We start from the raw sequence: 23,193 nt of genomic DNA, 5'->3' as shown, positions 1-23,193 counted from the left end.
CCGCCGCCCGCCGAGCCGAACCGCCGATCACCAGGAGAGAACACGTGGACCGACGGTCCGTACGCTGTGCCTTACACCTGAACAGGGACAACCCGATCGTCGACGACCACCGTGTGCACGGGGTGCGCACCCTGCCGGGAGTGACGTTCCTCGACATCGTCCAACGGCTGCTCGCGGCACACGACTTCCCGCTGGAGCGCACCGGCCTGAGCGACGTGCTGTTCGTCGAGCCCGTGGTGACCACCGAGGCCTTCGACCGGGAGCTGACCGTCGAGGCCGAACCCGACGGCGGCGTCTACCGGGTGACGGCGACCAGCCGGCGCACCCACGACGGCGGCCCGGTCGACGACACCGTGACCACCCACCTGCACGCCACCCTGCACACCGACCTGCCGCCGCTCACCGGCGCGCCCGACCCGGCGCCGGCCGGCGCCGCGCGCGACGTCGCCGAGGTGTACGCGACCGGGCGTTCGGCGGGCATCGAGCACCGGGCGTTCATGCGGGTCACCGGCACCCTGCGGGCCTCGGCGGACCGGGTCCGGTCCGAGATCGCGCTCGGCGAGGAGGCCCGCGCCACGGCCGAGGACTTCCTGCTCCACCCCGCCCTGCTCGACGGCTCCACCATGCAGGCGTACGCGCTCGCCTTCGCGGGCGAGGACGCCGACGGGCGCCCGCTGATCCCGCTGCACATCGGCGGGTTCCGGGCGGTCCGTCCGCTCGGCGAGGCCTGCACGGTGGACCTGCGGTTCACCCGGGTGGCGGCCGGCGCCGACGTGGTGAAGGCCGACATCGACCTGTACGACGGCTCTGGCGCGCCCGCCGCCCGGTTCACCGGCCTCACCTTCAAGCGGATCCGCTCCACGGCGTCGATCACCCGGCTCACCACGGTGGCCGCGGAGCCGGTGGCCGCCGCGCCGGAAGCCCTGCCGGCCCCCTCCGCCCCCTCCGCCCCCTCCGCCCCGCCCGTCCGGTCCGCTCCGTCCGCCCCGGCGGCCGCCGGTGACGGGCTGGGCGACCTCCGGGCGGAGGTCGCCGGGCTGGTCCGCCAGGCCGCCGGGGATCCCGCCCTGGCGGTCGACGGCGACCTCGGCTTCTACGACCTCGGGCTGGACTCGACCCACCTGCTCTCGCTGGTCCGCGCCTTCGAGGAGCGGTGGGACATCTCGCTGTACCCGACCCTGCTGTTCGAGTACCCCACGGTCGACGCGGTCGCCGCCCACCTGCTCGGCCTGCTGCCCGCCGACCGGCGCGCCCCGGCCGCCCCCGCGGTGGACGAGCCGGAGCCCGACGCCCCCGCCCGCACGCACTGCCTGACCGGCGTCTGGCAGTCGGCGCCCCGCCCGGCCGCGCCGGAGCAGGGCCCGCTGCTGGTGATCGGCGACCTCCGGGTTCACCCCGGGCAGATCACCGTCCGGCGCGGCGCGGCCTTCCGCCGGCTGGGGCCCGACGCGTACGAGCTCCGCGCCGACGAGGCCGGCGACCTCCGGCGGCTCCTGGCCGAGCTCGGCACCGCGCCCGAGCGGGTGCTGCACCTGGCCGCGCCCGCCGACGACCTCCCGGAGGCCGTCGAGACGGCCTGCCGCGAGCTGCTCGCCCTGGTGCAGGCGCTCGCGCCGCAACCGGTGTCCGTGGTGCACGCCGGGCCGGGGCCGGTCGCGGCCGCGGTGGCGGGGCTGGCCCGGACCGTCCGCCTGGAGCAGCCCAAGCTCGCCGTGACCGCCGTCGAGTGCGACGGCGACGCCGACCCGCGGGCCCTGCTCGCGGAGTTCGGCAACGGAGCCGAGACCTGGGTGCGGCACTCCCGGGGGCGCCGCGAGGTGCGCCGCTACCGCGACACGCCGCTCGACGCCGGGCAGCGGATCCGCCCCGGCGGCGTCTACCTGGTCACCGGCGGCGCGGGCGGCATCGGCCGGGAACTCGCCGCGCTGCTGGCCGAGCGGGGTGCCACGGCCGTGCTGGCCGGGCGGACGCCCCCGGCGGAGCCGGTCGCCGGCCGGTTCGTCCGCGCCGACGTGACGGTGCCCGCCGACGTAACGGCCCTGGTCGCCGACATCCTCGACCGGCACGGCCGGCTGGACGGCGTCGTGCACGCGGCCGGGGTGCTGCGGGACGCCATGCTGCCCGGAAAGTCCGCCGTGGACCTCGCCGCGGTGCTGGCACCCAAGGTGCGCGGCACGGTGCTGCTCCACCGGGCGACCCGTCATCTGAGCCTCGACTTCTTCGCGCTGTTCTCCTCGGTGACGGGCGTCGCCGGGAACGTCGGGCAGGTGGACTACGCCGCGGCCAGCGCCTTCCAGGACGCCTACGCCCGCGAGCACGGGCTGGTCTCCTTCGGCTGGCCGCTGTGGGCCGAGGGAGGGATGCGCACCGACGACGCGGCGCGTGCGCTGTTCCGCCGGCAGGGGCAGGTCCCGCTGCCGACTGCGGAGGGCCTGGCCGTGTTCGAGCGGGCGCTGTCGCTCACCGGCGCGGAGGTCGTGGTGCTGCACGGCGACCCCGAGCGCGCCCGTGAGGCGCTGGCCCTGGCCCCCGCCGACATCGCCGCCGACGCCCCCGCAGACGTCGCCGCGGTGACCGAGCCGGCCTGGGCCGAGGAGGCCGCGCCCGACCCGACCGGGGACATCGCGGTGATCGGCGTCGCCGGCCGCTACCCCATGGCCGAGGACCTCGACCGGTTCTGGACCAACCTGCGGACCGGACGCGACTGCGTCACCGAGATCCCCAAGGACCGCTGGGGGCCGGACGGCTTCTACGAGCCGCAGCGCGCCCCCGGTCGGTCGACCAGCAAGTGGGGCGGCTTCCTCGACGGCATCGACGAGTTCGACCCCGGCTTCTTCCGGATCACGCCGCGCGAGGCCGAGGGCATGGACCCGCAGGAGCGGCTGTTCCTGCAGACCTCCTGGCACGCCCTGGAGGACGCCGGCCTCACCCGCGCGGACGTCGCCGGGCGCCCGGTGGGCGTCTTCGCCGGGGTGATGTTCACCCAGTACCAGATGCTCGGCCTGGGCGCCGAGGAGCGGCTGCCGGTGCTGCCGACGTCCTTCGCCTCGGCCGTTGCCAACCGGGTCTCCTACTTCCTCGACCTGCGCGGGCCCAGCCTCGCGCTCGACACCATGTGCTCGTCGTCCCTCACCGCGCTGCACCTGGCGTGCGAGAGCCTGCGCTCCGGGGAGTGCGAGGTGGCGCTCGCCGGCGGCGTGAACGCGATCGTCCACCCGTACAAGTACCTGCACCTCAGCCAGGTCGGCTTCGTCTCCTCCGACGGACGCTGCCGGGCCTTCGGCAACGGAGGGGACGGCTACGTGCCCGGCGAGGGCGTCGGCGTCGTCGTGCTCAAGCCGCTGGCCCGCGCGCTGGAGGACGGCGACCGCGTCCTCGGCGTGATCAAGGGCAGCGCCGTCAACCACGGCGGGCGGGCGGGCGGCTTCTTCGTGCCCAACCCGGCCGCCCAGGCCGACGTGGTGCGCCGGGCGCTCGCGCGGGCGAACGTCGACCCGGCCTCGATCGGCTACGTCGAGGCGCACGGCACCGGGACCTCGCTCGGCGACCCGATCGAGATCTCCGCCCTGGACCGGGTCTTCGGCGGGACGACGACCCGGATCGGGTCCGTGAAGTCGTCGATCGGCCACCTGGAGTCCGCGGCCGGGATCGCCGGCCTGACCAAGATCCTCCTTCAGCTGCGCCACCGCACCCTCGCGCCCTCCCTGCACGCCGACCCGGCGAACCCCGCCATCGACTGGGACTCCGTCGGGCTGAACGTGCAGCGCCGGGCCGAGCCGTGGCCGGCCGGGGTCGGCACCCCGCGCCGGGCCGGACTGAGCGCGTTCGGCGCGGGCGGGGCCAACGCCCATGTCGTCGTCGAGGAGTTCCCGGAGCCGCCCGGACCGGACACCGGCCTCTGCGGGCCGCAGGCCGTCCTGCTCTCCGCCCGCACGGAGGAGGCGCTGCGCGAACTGGCGTACCGCTACACCGACCTGCCGGGCGCCGACCGGACCGCCGAGGTGGCGGAGCTGGCCGGGCTGGCGGGCGCCGACCCGGACACCGCCCTCGACGAACTCGGCCTGGACGCGGAGGACCTGCGCCGGCTGGCGCTGACCCTCGGCGAGCGCTTCCCCGGCCGGACCCCGCACGTCGACGCGCGCTCGACGCTGGCCGACCTCGCCGCGGCCGTGCCGGCCGGCACCGGAGCCGGCGTCCCGCTGGCGGACCTCGCCTACACCACGCAGACCGGGCGGGAGGCCATGGCCGAGCGGCTCGCCGTGGTCGTCTCCGGGCCGGACGAACTCCGCTCCGCCCTCCAGGCCTACCTGAACGGCTCGGCGCCGGCCAACTGCTATCGGGGCACCGCCGCCGGACCGGGCGGCGTCACCGCCCCGGACTCCCTCGACCCGCACGAGCTGGCCCGGGCCTGGGTGGCCGGCGCCGCCCCCGACTGGCGGGCGCTGCACCGGGACCGCAAGCCGCGCAAGGTGCGGCTTCCCGGCTACCCGTTCGCGCGGGTCCGCTGCTGGGTCGACAACACCCCGGCCGCCCCGGCCACCCGCCCGGCGGCGGCCCCGGCCCCGGTGGCGCTCCCGGCGGACGTCCCCGCGCAGGCCGCCGCGGACGTCCCGATGGACCTCCCGGTCTGGGAGCCGTGCGCGGTCCCCGCCGGGCGACCGACCCCCGACGGCCCGGTCGTGGTGCTGCACGCCCCCTCCCGGGCGGGCCTGGCGGCCGAGCTGGCGGACCGTCATGAGGGTGCCCTGGTCGTCGAGTTGGGTGGCCAGGTGACGGCCAGGCCGCGCCTGGTCTACGTCCTGACCGGCGCGACGGAGGCCGCCCCGAACGAGGTGGACCGGGTCGCCCGGGCCGAGGCGTCCGGCGTCCGGGCCCTGGCCCGGTACGCGCGGGAGTGGTCCCGGATCCGGGAGCTCGACTGGGTGATCGTCACCGCCGGTGCCGCCGCCGCCCCCGGGCGCGGTGTCACCGACCCGTACGCCGCCGGGGTCGTCGGCTTCGCCCGGGTGCTGGAGAACGAGCACCGCGGCTGGTCGGTCGCGACCGTCGACCTCGACCCGGCCCACCCGTCCGCCGCCCTGGTGGCACCGGCCCCCCGGGGCACCCGCCTCGCCTACACCGGCACGGTCTGCCACACCCAGGTGCTGCGCCCCGCCCCGGCGGGCGGCGGAGCCGTCCCGCTGCGCCGCGGCGGCCGGTACCTGGTCGTCGGCGGCGCGCAGGGGATCGGCCTGGCGCTCGCCCGCCGGCTGGTCGCCGAGTGGGACGCGCGGGTCGTGCTGGTCGGCCGCAGCGAACGGCCGGCCGACGGGCTCGGGGACGGCATCCGCTACGTCCGGGCCGACGCGACCGACGCCCGCCGGGTGGCGGCCCTCCTCGACGAGGCGGGGCCGGTGCACGGCGTCCTGCACGCCGCCCTGGTCCGCCGCGACCGGCTGACCCACCACCTCTCGGACACCGACCTGACCGAGAGCCTGGCCGCCAAGTCCGGCGTCGCGGCGGTCCTGGTCGACGCCCTGCGCGGACGGCACCTCGACTTCCTGGTGTTCTTCTCGTCCGCGCAGTCCTTCCTGGGCGACCCCGGCCTGGCCAACTACGCGGCCGGATCGACCTTCCTGGACGCCTACGCCCACGCCCTCGACGCCCGCCTGCCGTACCCGGTGCGGGCCGTCGACTGGGGCTACTGGGGCACCGTCGGAGCAGTGGCCGACGACACCCACCGCGACCGTCTGACCGCCGCCGGCTTCGCGTCCATCGAGCCCGGGAGCGGCTTCGCCGCGCTCGCCCGGGCCCTCGGACAGCCGGCGCCCCAGGTCGTCGTGGTACCCGGCAGCGCAGCCCTGCGCGATCGGATGGGAGCAGCGAGAACGGAGACGACGCAGATGGTGCCCACCGGCCGCCCACTGACCGCCGGAGACCGCCGGGTGGTGGACGACTTCCACGCCCTCGACCGCCGCATGACGACGATCGCGAGCGGCGCCCTGCTCGCCGTCCTCGACGACCTCGGCGCGTGGCACGGCTCCGACCCGGATGCCGACGAGGTCGCCCGCCGGGTGGGGGTCGTCCCCCGCTACGACCGGCTGCTGCGCACCCTGCTGACCATGATCATCGAGGAGGGCCTGGTCGAGCTCCGCGACGGGCGCCACCGGCCGGTGCCGGGCGCCCTGGCCGCGGCCCGGGCCGACGGACACCTGCGGCAGCTGGAGGACCTCGCCGCCGAGCACCCCGAGCACGCGGTGTTCGTCCGGCTGCTCGCGCACTGCCTGGCGCACTACGGCGAACTGCTGCGCGGCGAACTCCTCGCCACCGAGCTGCTGTTCCCCTCCTCCGGCACCTCGCTGATGGAGGGCATCTACCGGGGCAACCCGATCAGCGACCTCTACAACGACCTGCTGACGGACCGCCTCATGGCGCACGTCGAGCGGCGGGCGGCCGAGCTGCCGGCCGGCGGGACGGTCCGCGTCCTGGAGGTCGGCTCGGGCACCGGCGGCACCTCCGCCGGCCTGCTCCGCGCGCTGGACCGGTACGGCGACCGGGTGGAGTACTGGTACACCGACCTGTCCGTCACCTTCCTCGCGCACGGCCGGCGGGAGTTCGGCGGACGCCACCCGTTCACCCGGTTCAAGCGCCTCGACCTGGACACCGACCCGGTCACCCAGGGGTTCCCCGCGGGCGGCTTCGACCTGGTGGTCGGCGCGAACGTCCTGCACGCCACCTCCGACCTGGGCCGCGCCGTCCGCCACCTGCGCGCCGTGCTGCGCACCGGGGGCGAGCTGCTGCTCAACGAGCTGACGACGGTCACCCTGTGCGGGACCGTCACCTACGGCCTGTTCGACGGCTGGTGGACGCACCACGACACCGCGCTGCGCCTGCCCGGCTCGCCGCTGCTGGACGTGCCGGGCTGGACGGCGCTGCTCACCGGGGCCGGCTACGGCCCGGTGGCCGCGCTGCCGGGCACCGCGGAGACCGGCCGCAACTTCCAGCACGTCGTCGTCGCCACGGCGGCGCCCGGCACCGCCCAGGACGGCGTCGCCGCGCCGGCCGGCGCCACCGCCACGGCGGCCGCCGGCACCGCCACCGCCCCGACCGGGTACGACCCCGCCGCCGCGTTCACCGACGAGCTGCTGGTGCTCACCTCCGACGCCTCGGGCATCCCGCGCGAGGAGCTGGACCTCGACCGGGCGATCGGGGACTACGGCTTCGACTCCGTCAGCTACAGCCTGCTCGCCACCCGGCTGAACGACGAGTTCGGCTTCGACGTGACCCCCGCGCTGTTCTACGAGACGGCCACCCTGCGCGCCCTGGCCGAGCGCCTGGTCCGCGACCACGGGGACCGGCTGCGCACCCGGTACGCCGGGCCGGCCGGGAACACCGCGCCGGCCGGGAACACCGCGGTCGAACACCGACCGGAGCCGGCCGCCGAGCCCGCCGTCCCGGCCCCGCGGGACGCCGCCCGCCCCGCCGGCCCGGGCCCGATCGCGATCATCGGCCTGTCCGGGCGGATGCCCGGCAGCCGGGACCTGGACGACTTCTGGCGTCACCTCGCGGCCGGCGACGACCTCATCGGCGAGGTGCCGGCCGACCGCTGGGACTGGCGCACCCTCCCGGAGGGCGTGCACGCCCGGCGCGGCGGATTCGTCCACGACGTCGACATGTTCGACCCGCTGTTCTTCGGCATCTCGCCGCACGAGGCCGCCGGGATGGACCCGCAGCAGCGACTGGTGCTGCAGGGGGTGTGGACGGCGCTGGAGGACGCCGGCCTGGCACCCGGCACGCTCGCCGGATCCGACGTCGGCCTGTTCATCGGCGCCGGGTCGAACGACTACGACGAGATCCGGCAGGCCGCAGGCCACCCGGTCGACGCCCACGCCGCCACCGCCACCACCCACTCCATCCTGGTCAACCGCGTCTCCTACCTGCTCGACCTGCACGGGCCGAGCGAGCCGGTCAACACCGGCTGCTCCAGCTCCCTGGTCGCGATCCACCGGGCCGCCGAGGCGATCCGGTCGGGGGAGTGCGACATCGCGGTGGCCGGTGGCATCAACCTCATCCTGACGCCGCACAACCACGTGCTGCTGAGCAGCACCGGCATGCTCAGCCCCACCGGGCGGTGCCGCTCCTTCGACGCGGACGCGGACGGCTTCGTCCGCAGCGAGGGCTTCGGCCTGGTCGTGCTGACCAGCGCCGACCGGGCGCGCCGGCACACCGTCCGGGCCTGGCTGCGGGGCAGCGCCGTCAACCACGGCGGCCGGGCCCGCTCGCTGACCGCGCCCAACCCGGCCGCCCAGGCGGCGATGATCGTCCGGGCGCACGAGCGCGCGGACGTCGACCCGACCACGATCGGCTACCTGGAGACCCACGGCACCGGCACCGAACTCGGCGACCCGGTCGAGATCAACGGCCTGCGGATGGCCTTCGACGAACTGCGCCGTGGCCGGGGCCTTCCCCAGCCGGCCGAGCCCCACTGCGGGGTCGGCGCGGTGAAGGCCAACGCCGGCCACCTGGAGTCCGCCGCCGGCGCCGCCGGGGTGATCAAGGTGCTGTTGGCGATGGAGCACGGCGTGCTGCCGCCGGTGGCCGGCCTCACCGAGCCCAACCCGCACCTGCGGTTCGACGGGAGCCCGTTCCACCTGGTGCGGTCGGCGACCGCCTGGCCGCGCCCGGCCGACCACCCGCGCCGCGCGGGCGTCAGCTCCTTCGGCTACGGCGGGGTCAACGCCCACGTCGTGCTGGAGGAGGCGCAGCCGGGCCCGGCGCCGCGGCGTCCGGCCGGCCCCTGGGTCTTCCCGCTGTCGGCGCGCACGCCGCAGGCGCTGCGCCGCTACGCCGCCGCCCTGCGCGACGGCCTGGACCGGATCGCCGACCTGGCGGACGCGGCCCACACGCTGCAGCACGGCCGCGACGCGATGGCCGAGCGACTGGCCGTCACCGCCGCCGACCGCCGGACCCTCGCCGCCGCGCTCGCCGCCGCGGCCGAGGGAGCGGACCACCCCGCGCTGGCCCGGCCCGGTGGCACGGCCCCGGCCGACCGCTGGGTCGCCGGGGAGCCGGTGGAGTGGCCGGACGGCGGCGTGCTGGTGGCGCTGCCCACCTATCCGTTCGAGCGCCGGCGGTGCTGGGTCGGCGAGCACGAGCCGTCCGCCGAGGCGGCCGTGCCCGGGACCACCGCCCCGGCCGAGGCCGAGGCCGTTCCGGTGACCCCGGCCGCGGCCGGCACCGCTGCGGCAGGAGTCCGACCGCTCGCGCCGCAGGCGGGATTCGAGGCGCCGAGCCCGGTGCTCGGCCGACAGGAGGTTCAGGTGGCAGTCGCGGGCACGGAAGACCTCCTCGCGGGCACCGCCGCCCCGGCGGCCGGGACGGACCGGGAACAGGGCGCCGGCGCGGCCGACGATGCCTGGCAGGCCGCCGTGGCGGGCGAACTGCTGGCGCTCGTCCAGGAGGTGGCCGGGGTCCTGCCCGGTGAGCTCGCCGCGGACGAGCAGCTCAGCCGCTACGGCTTCGACTCGATCATGTACACCAGGCTCAGCCACCAGGTGAACACCCGCTGGGACCTCGACGTGACCCCGGCATCCTTCTTCGGGGTCGCCACCGTCGAGGACCTGGTGGCCAAGATCCTCCGTGACCACGGCCAGGCCATCCTCGCGCAGGATCCCGCGGTGGCCGCGGCCGCGGCAGCGCCGCTGGCGGCGCCGGTGGCCGCGTTCATGGCCGCGCTGGTCGCCGTGCCGGCCGCCGTCGCCGCGCCCGCCATGGTCGTCGCGCCGGTCGCGCCGGTCGCGCCCGTGGCCACGCCCGCCGTGCCGGTAGCCGCCGCGCCCACCGCCGTGGCCGCGTCGGTCGCCGCGCCGGTCGCCGCGCCGACCGTGGTCGCCGAGCCCACCACCGCCGCCGCCGTGCCGACGAGCGCCCCGGCGCCGGTCGCGGCCGCGCTCGACGGCGTCGCGATCGTCGGCATGGCCGGGGTGCTGCCGGAGTCCGACGACCTGGACGAGTTCTGGGAGCACCTGGTGGCGGGCGACGACCTCGTCCGCGAGATCCCGGCGGACCGCTGGGACTGGCGCCGCATCGACGGCGAGCCCGAGCCGGGCGAGTTCCGCACCAACGTCCGGTGGGGCGGGTTCATGCGCCGGGTCGACCTGTTCGACGCGCGGTTCTTCGGCATCTCGCCGACCGAGGCCGTCGCGATGGACCCGCAGCACCGGCTCGTCCTGGAGGCCACCTGGAGCGCGATCGAGAACGCGGGCATCCGGCCGTCCGCGCTGTCCGGCACGGACACCGGCGTCTTCATCGGGAGCAGCACCTACGACTACTTCGAGCTGCAGCACGCCCTCGGCGTCCCGCTCGACGGCTACAACTCGGCCGGCCGGGCCCACGCGATCCTGTCCAACCGGGTGTCCTACCTGCTGAACCTCCGCGGCCCCAGCGAGCCCGTCGACACCGCCTGCTCGTCCTCGCTGCTCGCCGTCCACAAGGCGGCCGAGGCGATCCGGCAGGGCGAGTGCGAGGTCGCGCTGGCCGGCGGCGTGAACGTCATCGCCTCGCCGACGCTGTTCGTCGACATGAGCCTGGGCGAGATGCTGAGCCCGGACGGCCGCTGCCGCACCTTCGACGCGCGGGCCAACGGCATCGCCCGGGCCGAGGGCGTCGGCATGGTGGTGCTCAAGCGCCTCGACGCGGCGGTGCGCGACGGCGACGTCATCCACGGCGTCCTGCGCGGCAGCGCGGTCAACCACGGCGGCCGCACCAACTCGCTGACCGCGCCCAACCCGGACGCGCAGGCCGCCTGCGTGGTCGCGGCCCACCGCCGTGCCGGAGTGGACCCCCGGACGGTCACCTACGTCGAGACGCACGGCACCGGCACCGAACTCGGCGACCCGATCGAGGTCGAGGGCCTGAAGACGGCCTTCACCCGGCTGTACGCCGACCACGGCGCCCAGTGGACCGAGCCGCACGTCGCGCTGGGGTCGGCGAAGCCCAGCACCGGCCACCTGGAGGCGGCCGCGGGCGTCACCGGCCTGATCAAGGCGCTGCTCTCGATGCGCCACCGGGAGATCCCGGGCAACGTGCACCTCGAAACCCTCAACCCGCACCTGCGGCTGGAGAACAGCCCGCTGCGGGTGGTGCGCGAGCGCGAGCCCTGGCTGCCGGTGCGCACCGCTACCGGGGCCGAGGCCCCGCTGCGTGCGGGGGTGAGCGCCTTCGGGCTGGGCGGGGTCAACGTCCACGCGGTGGTCGAGGAGTACCGCGAGGCGCCGGTCGCCGGGCCCGCCGGCGACCAGCTGTTCGTCCTGTCGGCGCGGGACGCCGAGCGGCTGCGCGATTACGCCGGGAACCTCGCCCGGTGGGCCCGGCGCCACGAGGACGTGGACCCGGCCGCGCTCGCCCACACCCTGCAGAGCGGGCGGGAGGAGTACGCCGAGCGCCTCGCCGTCGTCGCCGACTCGCCGTCCTCGCTCGCGGCGGTCCTGGAGGCCTGGCTGGCCGACGGCACCGAGCAGCGGGTGTTCACCGGAAGCGGCCGGGACGCCACCACGTCGCTCCTGCTGGAGGGGGCGGAGGGGCTCCACTACCTGCGGGCCGTCGTGGACGCCGGCCGGCTGGACAAGGTGGCCCGGCTCTGGGTCGGCGGCGCCCCGATCGACTGGGCGCAGCTGTGGCGGGGGGCGGCACCCCGGCGGGTGCCCGCGCCGACCTACCCGTTCGCCCGGGAGAGCTACTGGCTCACCCCCGGCGACCGGTTCGACCGGGTGCAGGCCGCGGGCTCGGGGCTGATCGCGGCCGAGGGCGCCGCCGTGGCGCCGGCCGGGCCCGTGCCGGCCGAGCCCGTCGTGGCCGAGCCCGTCGCGGCTCCGGCCCCCGCTCCGGCTCCGGTGGCGGCGGCCGCACCTGCGGCCGCACCCGTGGCCGCGCCCGCTCCGGCGCCTGCTCCGGTGCCTGCTCCGGCACCGGTGGTGCCCGCGCCCGCCGAGGCCGCCGCGCCCGCCGCGGTCCCGCCGGTCGGGCCGGCACCGGCCGACGGTGACCCGGAGGCCGCCGTCCGCGAGCACGTGCGCGCCCTGCTGGCCGCGCACCTGGGGATGCGGATCGAGCGGCTCACCGTGGACCTGGCGCTGTCCGAGGCGGGGGTGGACTCGCTGGGCCTGCGCCGACTGAGCCGGCGCCTGGGCGCCGACTACGGCGTGAACATCCCGACCCGCATGTTCTCCGTGCGGCAGACCGTCAGGTCGGCGGCGCAGGCGGTGTTCGAGGCCTACGGGCCGTTGCCCGCGTCGCAGCAGCCCGCACCGGCACCCGCACCCGCACCCGCACCCGTGACCGCACCGCCGTCCACACCCGCACCGGCACCCGTAACCGCAGCGGCACCCGTGACCGCGCCGCCGTCGGACGGCATCGCCGCGCTGCTGGCGGGCCTGCGCGACGGCAGCCTCGGCGTCGACGCCGCGCTGGCCGCACTGAAGGAAGGGGCGGGCCGATGAGCACCGCACTGCGCGAACTGCTGGCGGCGATCGCCGCCGGCGAGGTGTCGGAGGACGTGGCGGGGCCGCTGCTGCGCAGCCTGGTCGAGGCCGCCCCGGCCGCTGCCCCGGCCGCCGCCGCCCCGGCCGCCGCGACGGCGCCCGTACCGGCCCCGGCCGCGGTCCCCGCGCCGACGGCGTACGACCCGAACCCCTATCCGCTCACCCGCGGCCAGGCCGCGCTGTGGGCCATCCACGAGGGCCGGCCGGACGCCACCTCCTACAACCTCCCGCTCGGCCTCTGGCTCGGCGAGCAGGTCGACCCGGACCGGCTCGCCGAGGCGCTGATCGCCGCGGTGGAACGCAACCCGGACCTGCGCATCGCCGTCCGGCTGGACGCCACCGGCCCGGTGCAGGTGATCACCGACCGCCCGGTCGAGGTGCCCCGGCTGGACCTCGGGCACGTGACCGACGGCGAGTTCACGGCCCGCGTCAACACCCTCGTCCGGCAGCCGTTCGACCTGGAGCACGACCCGCTGCACCGGTCCTGGCTGATCACCACGCCCGGCGGCGGGACCCTGCTGCTGCTCGTGTTCCACCACCTGATCACCGACGGCGTCTCCAGCCACCTCCTGCTGCGCGACATCGTCGCCTGCTACGACGGGCTGACCTCCGGCCGCGGGCTGCCGCCGGTCGAACCGGCCACGCCGTACTCCGAGTTCGTGCGGTGGCAGCGGGAGATGCTGGCCGGCCCGCAGGCCGAGGAGTACCGGCGCTGGTGGCTCGACCGGCTGGGCGGCGCCTCGACCGCGCCCGTGCTCCAGGCGGTCGCCGACCGCCGCCGGGTCGGCCCCGCCTCGCACACCAGCGGGGCGATGGTGCAGCTCCGGCTGCCGGAGGCCACCTGGAGCGCCGTCCGGAGCACCGCCCGCGCGGCCGGGGTGACCACCTTCGGCGTGGTCTTCGGCGCCTTCGCCGCGCTGCTGCAGCGGCACTCCGGCCACCGCGACATCAGCGTGATGGTGCCGACCGACGGCCGCCCCGAGTACCGCTTCGACCGCACCGTCGGCTACCTGATCAACCCGGTCGTCCTGCGGGTGGACTGCGACCCGCAGCTGAGCTTCACCGAGCTGGCGAACGCCGTCCAGGACGAGATGGTCCGGGCCGAGGACTACGGCGGCTACCCGTTCGCCTCGGTCGTCGACGACCTGCGCCGCGGCCCGGACGCCGGCGCGGAGTTCGGCATCGGCTTCTACCTGCAGCAGGGCGTCGGCGGGGACCAGGACATGGCCGCCGGCCAGACCGTCTTCCGGGACGCCCTCGACCTCACCCAGGAGAGCGAGAACGACCTCGTCGTCGAGGTGGTCGTCCGCGACACCGAGGCCCTGCTGTACGTCAAGTACGACACCGAGCTGTTCGACCGCCCCACCGTCGAGCGGCTGGCCGAGCACTACCGGCTGCTGCTCGAAGCCGTGACGGCCGACCCGAACCGGCGCGTCGCCGACCTCGACCTGGGCACCCCCGACGAGCGGGGCACCCTGGAGCGGGTCAACGCCACCCGCGCCGAGCGGCCGCGCGACGTCAGCACGGCCCAGCTGGTGCTCGCCCGTGCCGAACGGCACCCGGAGCGCACCGCCGTGGTGGACGCCGAGGGCGCGCTGACGTACGCCGAGCTCGCGGGCCGGGTGCGCGCCCTCACCGGGGTGCTGCGCGCCCGCGGGGTGCAGCCGGGCGACCTGGTCGGCGTGCTGACGGACCGTCGCGCCGTGCTGATCGTCGCGCTGCTCGCCGTCCAGGCCGCCGGGGCCGCGTACGTCCCGCTGGACCCGGACTTCCCGGCCGCCAGGCTCGCCCACATCGGCTCCGACGCCGGGCTGGCCGCCGTCCTGCTCGAACCGGGCCTGGCCGACCGGCTGCCCGCGGACGTCCCGGGCGTTCGGATCCCCGTCGACGACCCGGGCGCCGCGGCGCCGGCCGAACCGGTCGCCCGCCGCGACGCCGACCTCGCCTACGTGCTCTACACCTCCGGTTCGACCGGACGGCCCAAGGGCGTCGAGGTCACCCACGGCAACCTGGTCAACCTGCTGACCGCGATGGCCGACCGGCCGGGCTGCACCGAGGACGACGTGCTGCTCGCCGTCACCACCGCCGGCTTCGACATCGCCGGACTGGAGCTGCTGCTGCCGCTCACCCGGGGCGCCACCGTGCGCATCGCGCCCGCGGACACCGTCCGGGACGGGCTGGCGCTGGCCGAGCTGCTGGACGGCTCGGGAGCGACGCTCGTCCAGGCCACCCCGGCCACCTGGCAGATGCTGCTGCACGCCGGCTGGACCGGACGGGTGCGTCGGCTGCTGTGCGGCGGGGAGCCGCTGACCGCCGAACTCGCCACCCAACTGCTCGACCGCTGCGACGAGTTGTGGAACATGTACGGCCCGACCGAGACGACCATCTGGTCCTCCGCGCTGCGGGTGCGCCGCAACCGGCCGGTCACCGTCGGCACCCCGATCGCCAACACCACCTTCCGGGTGGCCGGTCCGGACGGCGCCCCGGTGCCGTTCGGCGCCGTCGGGGAGCTGCTGATCGGCGGGGAGGGCGTCGCCCGGGGCTACCGCAACCGGCCCGAGCTGACCGCCGAGCGCTTCCCGCGCGACCCGGCGACCGGCGAGCGGCTCTACCGGACCGGGGACCTGGCGCGCTGGTCGGCCACCGGGGAGCTGCTGCTGCTCGGCCGGGCCGACCGGCAGGTGAAGCTGCGCGGCCACCGCATCGAGCTCGGCGAGGTCGAGTCCGCCGTCCGGCGGCACCTCGAGGCCGGGGACGTCCGGGTGGTCGTGCGCGAGGACCTGCCGGGCACCCCGCAGCTGGTCGCGTTCGTGACCGCCGCCCCCGACGCCGCGGCCGCGGCCCTCCGACGGGCCGGCGAGCTGCTGCCCGAGTACATGGTCCCGGCCCGGACGGTCGCGCTGACCCGGTTCCCGATGACCCCCAACGGGAAGGTCGACGTCGGCCCGTTGGCGGACCTCCCGCCGGCCGAACTGCTGAGCCGGTTCGGGCACCCGCAGGAGCGGACCGCACCGGGTGCGCCCGCCGCCCCGGCCGCCCCGGCCGCGGCGCGGCAGGCCGCGCCCGCCGGCGACCTGCTGGCCCGGCTGCGCGAAGCCACCGCGGGCGTCGCGGGGCGGCCCGCCGAGGAGGTCCCGGTCGACCGGCCCCTGGGCGAGGTGGGCTTCGACTCCGTCGGCTTCACCCAGCTGGCCGTGGTCCTGCGGGAGCGGCTCGGCATCGCCGTGCGGCCCACCGTCTTCTACTCCCACCCGGACCTCGCCTCGCTGGCGGCCCACCTGACCGCGACCCACCCCGAGGCGCTCGCCCCGGTCGCCCGGGCGTCCGCGACCCCGGTCGCCGGGCCGGCCCCGGCCGCCGGTGCGCCCGCGGCGGCCGTCGGCTACCCGCCGGTCGCGATCATCGGGGTCGGCGGCCGGCTGCCGTCCTCGGCGAGCCTGGAGGAGTTCTGGGGCCACCTCACGGCCGGCCGCGACCTGACCCGCCCGTACCCGCTGGAGCGCGGCTTCTCCGCCCGGTTGTTCCCGGAGAGCTACCGCGGCTCCTTCGTCGACGACGTGGACGCGTTCGACCCGTCGCTGTTCCGCATCTCGCCCCGCGAGGCGGCCCAGATGGACCCGCAGCACCGGCTGCTGCTGCACGCCGCGCACGAGGCCCTGCTGGACTCCGGGCACGTGCCCGCCGAGCTGGCCGGCAGCCGCACCGGTGTCTTCGTCGGGCTCAGCGGCGCGGACTACCTCAGCCTGCTCGGCCCCGGCTCCCCGGAGATGGGCGACCACTTCCTGATCGGCAACGTCGCCTCCATCGCGGCCAACCGCATCTCGTACGTCTACGACCTGAGCGGCCCGAGCGCGGTGTTCGACACCGCCTGCTCCAGCTCGCTGGTCGCGATCCACCGGGCGGCCCGCGCACTGCAGTACGGCGACTGCGAACTGGCCCTGGCCGGCGGGGCGAACCTGCTGCTGGCGCCGCACGGCTTCGCCGGGCTGCGCCGCGCCGGGATGCTCAGCCCCGACGGCCGCTGCAAGACCTTCGACGAGCGGGCGGACGGCTACGGACGCGGCGAGGGCGTGGTCCTGCTGGCGCTCAAGCTGCTCGACCGCGCGCTCGCGGACGGGGACCCGGTGCACGCCGTCCTGATCGGCTCGGCGGAGAACCACGGCGGGCACACCCACTCGCTGACGGTGCCCAACCCGCAGGCGCAGCGCGAGGTCGTGCTGGCCGCGCACCGCGCCGCCGGGATCTCGCCGGACACCGTCGGCTACATCGAGGCGCACGGCACCGGGACTCCGCTCGGCGACCCGATCGAGGTCGACGCGCTCAAGGAGGCGTTCACCCGCCTCTACGAGGACTGGGGGATCCCGGTCGTCCCGGGCCGGACCGGCGTCGGATCGGTCAAGACCAACATCGGTCACCTGGAGGCCGCGGCGGGCGTCGCGGGCATCGTGAAGGTCATGCTGGCGATGCGTCACCGCACGCTCCCCGGCCTCGTGGACCTTCGGACGCCCAACCCGATGCTCGACTTCGCGGACAGCCCGCTGCGGATCCAGTCCGCGGCGCAGGCGTGGGAAACACCCGACGGCGCGCCGGCCCGAGCCGGCGTCAGCTCGTTCGGCATGGGAGGCAGCAACGTGCACGTGGTAATGGAAGAGGCGGGGGAACGTTGATGGGTGGCACCACCGAGGACCGAGCCGCTCGGCTGATCGTGCTGTCGGCCGACGGCCGCGAGCAGCTCGACCGCTACCGGGCCGAGCTGGCGGCCTGGCTGGACGCCCACCCGGCTGCCTCCCTGGACCGGATCGCGTACACCCTGGGGACCGGCCGCGAGCAGCTGCGGGAGCGGCTCGCCGTGGTCGTCACCGGGGTCGCCGAGCTGGCCGCCCGGCTGCGGGACGGCGAGGGCGTGCACACCGGGACGGCCGCGCCCGGCGCCGCCGACGGCCCGGTGACCGTCGACGACCCGGCCGCGGCGGCCCTGCGCTGGACCACGGGCGGGACGCTGGAGTGGCCCCGCCCGGCGGGCCGCCGGCCGGCCCGGCTCTCGCTGCCGCAGCCGCCCCGGGCGACCCGCGGCTTCTGGATCGACCCGCCTGCGGCGTTGGCCGGGGCCGTCCCCGAACGACTGCTGACCGGCGGCGAGTTCTACCTGCGCGACCACGCCCTGGGCACGGTCCGGATCCTGCCCGCCGTCGCGGCGCTGGAGTTCGCGGTGGACGCCGCCGCCGAGCGCGGGCACGGCCGGGCCACCGGCATCGTGAACGTGCTCTGGGCCCGCCCCGTGCTGGTCCGGGACGAGCCGGTGCGGGTGCGCCTGCACCTCGAACCGGCCGCCGACGGCGGGGTCGCCTACGAGCTGCGGCGGGTCGACGGCACGGCCGACGGCGTGCTCTGCTCGACCGGCACCCTGCGCTTCGACGAGGCCGCGCCCGCGCCCCGGATCGACCTGGAGGTCATCCGCGCCCGCCTGCCCAGGACGTCCACGGCCGAGGACTGCTACGCGGTGTTCGCCGCGCTCGGCGGCGGCTACGGGCCGAGCCTCCAGGGCCTGGAGTCGGTGCGGCACACCCCGGGCGAGGCGCTGGCCCGGGTGGCCGTCCCGGCGGCCGCCGACGAGCCGTTCGACCGCTTCACCCTGCACCCGTCGCTGCTCGACGCCATGCTCCAGGCCTGCCTGTGGACCGACCAGGACCCGTCGGCCCCCCGGGCGCGCGAGCTGCCCTTCGCCCTGGACGGCGTCGACATCTTCGGGCCGCTGCCCGAGCGGGGCCACGTGCACGCCGTGGCGACCCCGGCCGGCCACGACGTGGTGCTCGCCGACGACGACGGCCGGGTGTCCGTGCGGCTGCGCGCCGTGGTCACCCGGGCCCTGGACGGCGCCGCCGCGCCGGACGGCCCGGCCGCCGCCCACCTGCTCGTCCAGCGGTGGCAGGACGCCCCCGCCGGAGCGGACGCCGCCCGGCCGACCCGGGTGCGGCTGCTCGGCGAGGGCGAGCTGCCCGGCGCCGAGCGGACCACCGAGGACGCCGTCCTGGCGGGCGACGAGGACCTGCTCGTCGTCCGCACCACCGACGGCGACCCGCTGCCCGGACTGCTGCGGCTGTTCCGCTCCTGGGCGGCGCGGCCGACCGGGCGCCCGGTCCGGGTGCTCCAGGTCCTGCGGCCGACCGGCGGCGCCGACGACGCGCGGGTGCACGCCCTGGACGGCTTCGCGCGCGCGCTCGCCAACGAGCACCCGGAGTTCCGGGTCGCGGCCGTCGAGGCGGACGACCTCGCCGCCGCCGTCGCGGCCGAGGCCGGTGCCGCGCACGAGTTCCGCGTCCGGTACACCGCCGGGCGCCGACAGGTGCTCCGCTGGGAGCCGGTCGCCCCGGCCGCCGCCCCGATCGCCCCGCGCGGCACCGTGCTGGTGACCGGTGGCGCGGGCGCCCTGGGCCGCCACCTCATCGCCCACCTGGGCGCGGGCGCCCGCTACGTGCTGACCGGCCGTTCGGCGGAGGCCGACCTCTCCGCTCTGCGCGCCGCCGGGCTCGACGTCCACTACCTGCGGGCCGACCTGGGCGCTCCCGGTGCGGCCGCGGAGCTCGTCGGGCGGGTGCACACCGACTTCGGCCCGATCCACGGAGTGCTGCACCTCGCCGGCACCACCCGGGACGCGCTGCTGGCGCGCAAGTCCGACGAGCAGTTCGCGGACGTGCTCGGGCCCAAGGTCGCGGGCACCCTCGAACTCGACCGGGCCACCGCGGGCGACCCGCTGGAGTTCTTCGTCTGCTTCTCCTCGATGTCCGGCGCCGCCGGCAGCCCCGGACAGACCGACTACGCCTACGCCAACCGCTTCCTGGACGCCTTCGCGGCCTGGCGCCGGGCGAGCGACCGGCCCGGGCGCAGCCTCTCCGTGCTCTGGTCGCTCTGGGCGGACGGCGGGATCCGCGTCGACGCCGACGAGGCCACCGCGGCTCGGATGGCCCGTCAGGTCGGGCTGGTGGCGATGCCGACCGCCGCGGCGCTGGAGGCGTTCGACCGCGCGCTGGGCCACGACGGGGACCACGTGATGGTCGCGCACGGCCATTTGGCGCGGCTGCGGGAGGTCCTCGACGCACCGGCCCCGGCCCTGCCGTCGGTGGCGGCGCCCGCGGCCTCCGCCGCGTCCGCCGAGTCCGCCGCGTCCGCGCCGGACGGGCGGTCGCCGGAGGTGACCGGCGCCGTCGAGGAGTTCCTGCGCGGCGTGCTGGCCGAGGTGTTCGACTTCCCGCCGGAGGAGATCGACGCGGACACCGCGTTCGAGCAGTTCGGTATCGACTCGCTGCTGATCATGGATCTGACCCGGCGGCTGGAGGACCACTTCGGGTCGCTGCCGAAGACCCTGTTCTTCGAGTACCAGAACCTGCGGGCGCTCGCGGGCTGGTTCGCCGGGCAGTACGGCGACCGGTTCGCCCCGCGGGCGGCGGCGCCCGCGCCGGAGGCCGCCCCGGTGCCCGAGGCCGTGCCGGTGGTCGAGGCCGCCCCCGCCCCCGCCCCCGTCGCCGTCGCCGCCGCCCCCGCCCCCGCCCCCGTCGCCGTCGCCGCCGCGTCCGCGCCGGCTGCCCCCGCCGGCCCGATGCCCATCGCCATCGTGGGCGTGGCCGCGCGGTTCGCCGAGTCGGACACCCCGGAGGAGTTCTGGGCCAACCTGCGGGCGGGCCGGGACCTCGTCACCGAGATCCCCGCGGACCGCTGGGACTGGCGCGACTACGACCAGGCCACCCCCGCCGACCAGGCCGCCCGGTACAGCCGCTGGGGCAGCTTCCTGCGCGGCATCGACCGCTTCGACCCGCTGTTCTTCGGCATCTCGCCCCGCGAGGCCGAGATCATCGACCCCCAGGACCGGCTGTTCCTCCAGGCCGCCTGGCACGCCATGGAGAACGCCGGCCGCACCCGCGAGGACCTGCGCTCCCGCCGCGTCGGTGTCTACGTCGGCGCGATGTACGGGCTGTACCAGCTGCACGAGGCCGAGGACGGCCGGATCGGCGCCTCCTCGCACGCGTCGATCGCCAACCGCGTCTCGTACACCCTGGGCCTGACCGGCCCGAGCCTCGGCGTGGACACCATGTGCTCGTCCTCGCTGACGGCCATCCACCTGGCGGTGCGGGACCTGCGAGCCGGTGACACCGAGTTCGCCGTCGCGGGCGGCGTCAACCTCCACGTGCACCCGTACAAGTACCGCTTCCTCGGCCAGGGCGGCTTCACCTCGAGCGACGGTCGGTGCCGCAGCTTCGGCGCGGACGGCGACGGCTACGTGCCCGGTGAGGGCGTGGGCGCCGTGCTGCTGCGCCCGCTCGCTGACGCCGTCCGGGACGGCGACCACATCCACGGCGTCATCCTGGGCTCCAGCGTCAACCACGGCGGCCGGACCAACGGCTTCACCGTGCCCAATCCGGTCATGCAGGGCGGGCTGGTCAGCCAGGCGCTGGCCGAGGCCGGGGTGGACCCCGACTCGCTCGGCTACCTGGAGGCCCACGGCACCGGCACCGCGCTCGGCGACCCGGTGGAGATCCGCGGCCTCGCCCTGGCCCTGGGCGGCTCCGACCGGGCGCCGGGCAGCCTGCCGATCGGCTCGGTCAAGTCCAACATCGGGCACCTGGAGTCCGCCTCCGGCATGGCCGGACTCAGCAAGGTGCTGCTGCAGATGCAGCACGGCGAGCTGGTGCCCTCGCTCCACGCGGACCCGCCGAACCCGAACATCGACTTCGACTCGACCCCGCTGCGGGTGCAGCGCGAGCTCGCCCCCTGGCCCCGGCAGGACGGCCGGCCCCGCCGGGCGGGCATCAGCTCCTTCGGCGCGGGCGGTGCCAACGCCCACCTGGTCGTCGAGGAGTACGTCGCCGACCCGTCGGCCGCGCGGCCGTCGGCCGGCCAGGCCGGCCCCTGGCTGTTCCCGCTGTCGGCCCGGGCGCCGGAGCGCCTGCCCGTGCTGGCCGCGCAGCTCGCGGACGCCGTGGAGCGGGGGCGGTACGACCTCGCGGACGTGGCGTTCACCCTGCAGGCCGGGCGCGAGGAGTGGGCGGACCGGATGGTCGTGCTCGCCGCCACCGCCGAGGAACTGGTGGCCGGGCTGCGCGGGGACGCGCTGTCCGGCGTCTGGAACGGCAGCGCGCGCGGCCGGGCTTCGGCCCGGGCCGCGGCGCCCGCCGGCGACGACCCCGCCGAGCTCGCCGCGGCCTGGGTCGCCGGCGCCAGGATCACCTGGCCCCGGGGCAGCGGGCGGCGCGTGCCGTTGCCCGGCTACCCGTTCGAGGAGCTGCGCTGCTGGCTGACCGACACCATCTGGTCGCCGCCCGCCCGCACGGCGGTGTCGGGCCCCGTCCACCCGCTGCTGGACGGGGTCGACCCGGCCGACAGCCTCGACGGTCTGACCCACCGGGCCGTCTTCGGCCCCGAGCACCCGCTCATCGACGGGCACCGCGTCGGCGAGATCCGGCTGCTGCCCGCCGCGGCCATCCTGGAGATGGCCCGCGCGGCCGCCGAGGCGGCCGGCCTCGCGCAGCCCGTCCGGCTCGACGGCGTCCGGTGGCTGCGGCCGTTCACGGTGGCCGGCGCCGAGCGCACGGCCCGTCTGCGGCTGCGCCGCGGACGCGTCGGCCTGGAGTTCGAACTCCTCGGCGACGCCGACGAGTTGCTCGCCGAAGGACGGCTCGCCCAGCTGGCCGAACCGCGGCCCGGGGCCGTCCCGGTCGAGGCCCTGAAGGCCCGGCTGACCCGGCTCCACCAGGGCGCGGACCTCTACGCCGACCTCGCGGCCGCCGGGCTGCTCTACGGCCCCGCCCTGCGGACCGTCGAGTGGATCGCGTCGGGCGAGGGCGAGGCCCTGGTGCGCCTGCGCGTCCCCGCGGAGGCCGCCCGGTTCGCCGGCTGCGCCCTGCACCCCTCGGTGGTGGACGGCGCGCTGCACGCGTTCGCCGTCCTGCGCGACCGCACGGCCGGCTCCGCCATGGTGCCGTTCGCCCTCACGGCCGCCGAGGTGTTCGCCCCGGTGTCGGAGCTCGGGTACGCCCATGTGCGGGCCGTCGGCGCCGACCGCTACGACCTGACCCTGACCGACGACACCGGTGAGGTCCGGGTCCGGCTGCGGGACCTGTCGCTGCGGCCCGCCGGGGGCGCCGCGCCCACCGCCGCCCCGCAGGCGCCCGCGCCGCAGGCCGCCCCGGTGCCCGCGCCGGACGCCGCACCGGTGTCGCCCGACGAGCTGATGTTCGTCCCGCGCTGGGCACCGGTGGCCGAGCCGGGCCAGGCCCCCGCCGGGGGCACCACCTGGCTGGTCCGCGGCCCGGAGCACGCCGCGCTCGCCGCGGCCCTGCGGGCGGGCCTGGCCGGTACGGTCACCGAGCTGGACCCGAGGCAGGTCCGGGACGCCGGCGGCCGGCCCGACCACGTCGTCCTGCTCGCCCCCGCGGGCGGGCGCACCGACGACGTCGAGGCGCTCGAAACCGCCCAGGACCGGGGTGTCCTGACGCTCTTCCGGCTCGCCAAGGTGCTGCAGCGGCTCGGCTCCCCGATCCGGATCACCGTCGTCACCGAGGACGCGCTCACCACGGGCGACGAGCCGGTCCGCGACCCGTACGCGGCGAGCCTGCACGGGCTCGCCCTGTCACTGGCCCAGGAGCACCCGCGCTGGCGAGTGGCCGTCGTCGACCGGTCGTCC

General features: G+C 76.9%; 3 protein-coding genes (1 of these 3 cut by a window edge). All 3 read left to right on the top strand.

Annotated features, from left to right (window positions below):
• Positions 1 to 44: 44 nt before the first annotated feature.
• Tightly spaced (each overlapping or abutting the next), the 3 genes in view from ACZ52R_RS31445 to ACZ52R_RS31435 form a layout consistent with a single transcriptional unit that may run on beyond the window.
• The gene (locus ACZ52R_RS31445) at positions 45 to 12,476 is read left to right on the top strand and encodes an SDR family NAD(P)-dependent oxidoreductase (RefSeq protein WP_465754559.1); all 12,432 of its coding nucleotides are present in this window, start codon (positions 45 to 47) and stop codon (positions 12,474 to 12,476) included.
• On the top strand, positions 12,473 to 17,185 hold the full coding sequence (locus ACZ52R_RS31440; RefSeq protein ID WP_465754558.1) for an amino acid adenylation domain-containing protein: 4,713 nt from the start codon (positions 12,473 to 12,475) through the stop codon (positions 17,183 to 17,185). The genes ACZ52R_RS31445 and ACZ52R_RS31440 overlap by 4 nt, the downstream gene beginning before the upstream one ends.
• Positions 17,185 to 23,193 carry the beginning of an SDR family NAD(P)-dependent oxidoreductase gene (locus ACZ52R_RS31435; protein WP_465754557.1) on the top strand. Its footprint extends 13,491 nt past the window's final position, so only the first 6,009 of its 19,500 coding nucleotides appear in the window; it begins with the start codon at positions 17,185 to 17,187; its stop codon lies beyond the right edge, outside the window. Before ACZ52R_RS31440 ends, ACZ52R_RS31435 begins: the two co-directional genes overlap by 1 nt.

It is taken from the genome of Kitasatospora sp. NPDC034023 (genome assembly GCF_055575795.1).
This window is presented reverse-complemented; position numbering and strand designations above follow the sequence as displayed.

Coding starts and splice junctions, on each gene's coding strand:
- ACZ52R_RS31440 (WP_465754558.1), top strand. CDS start 12,473: ATGAGCACCGCACTGCGCGAACTGCTGGCGGCGATCGCCGCCGGCGAG.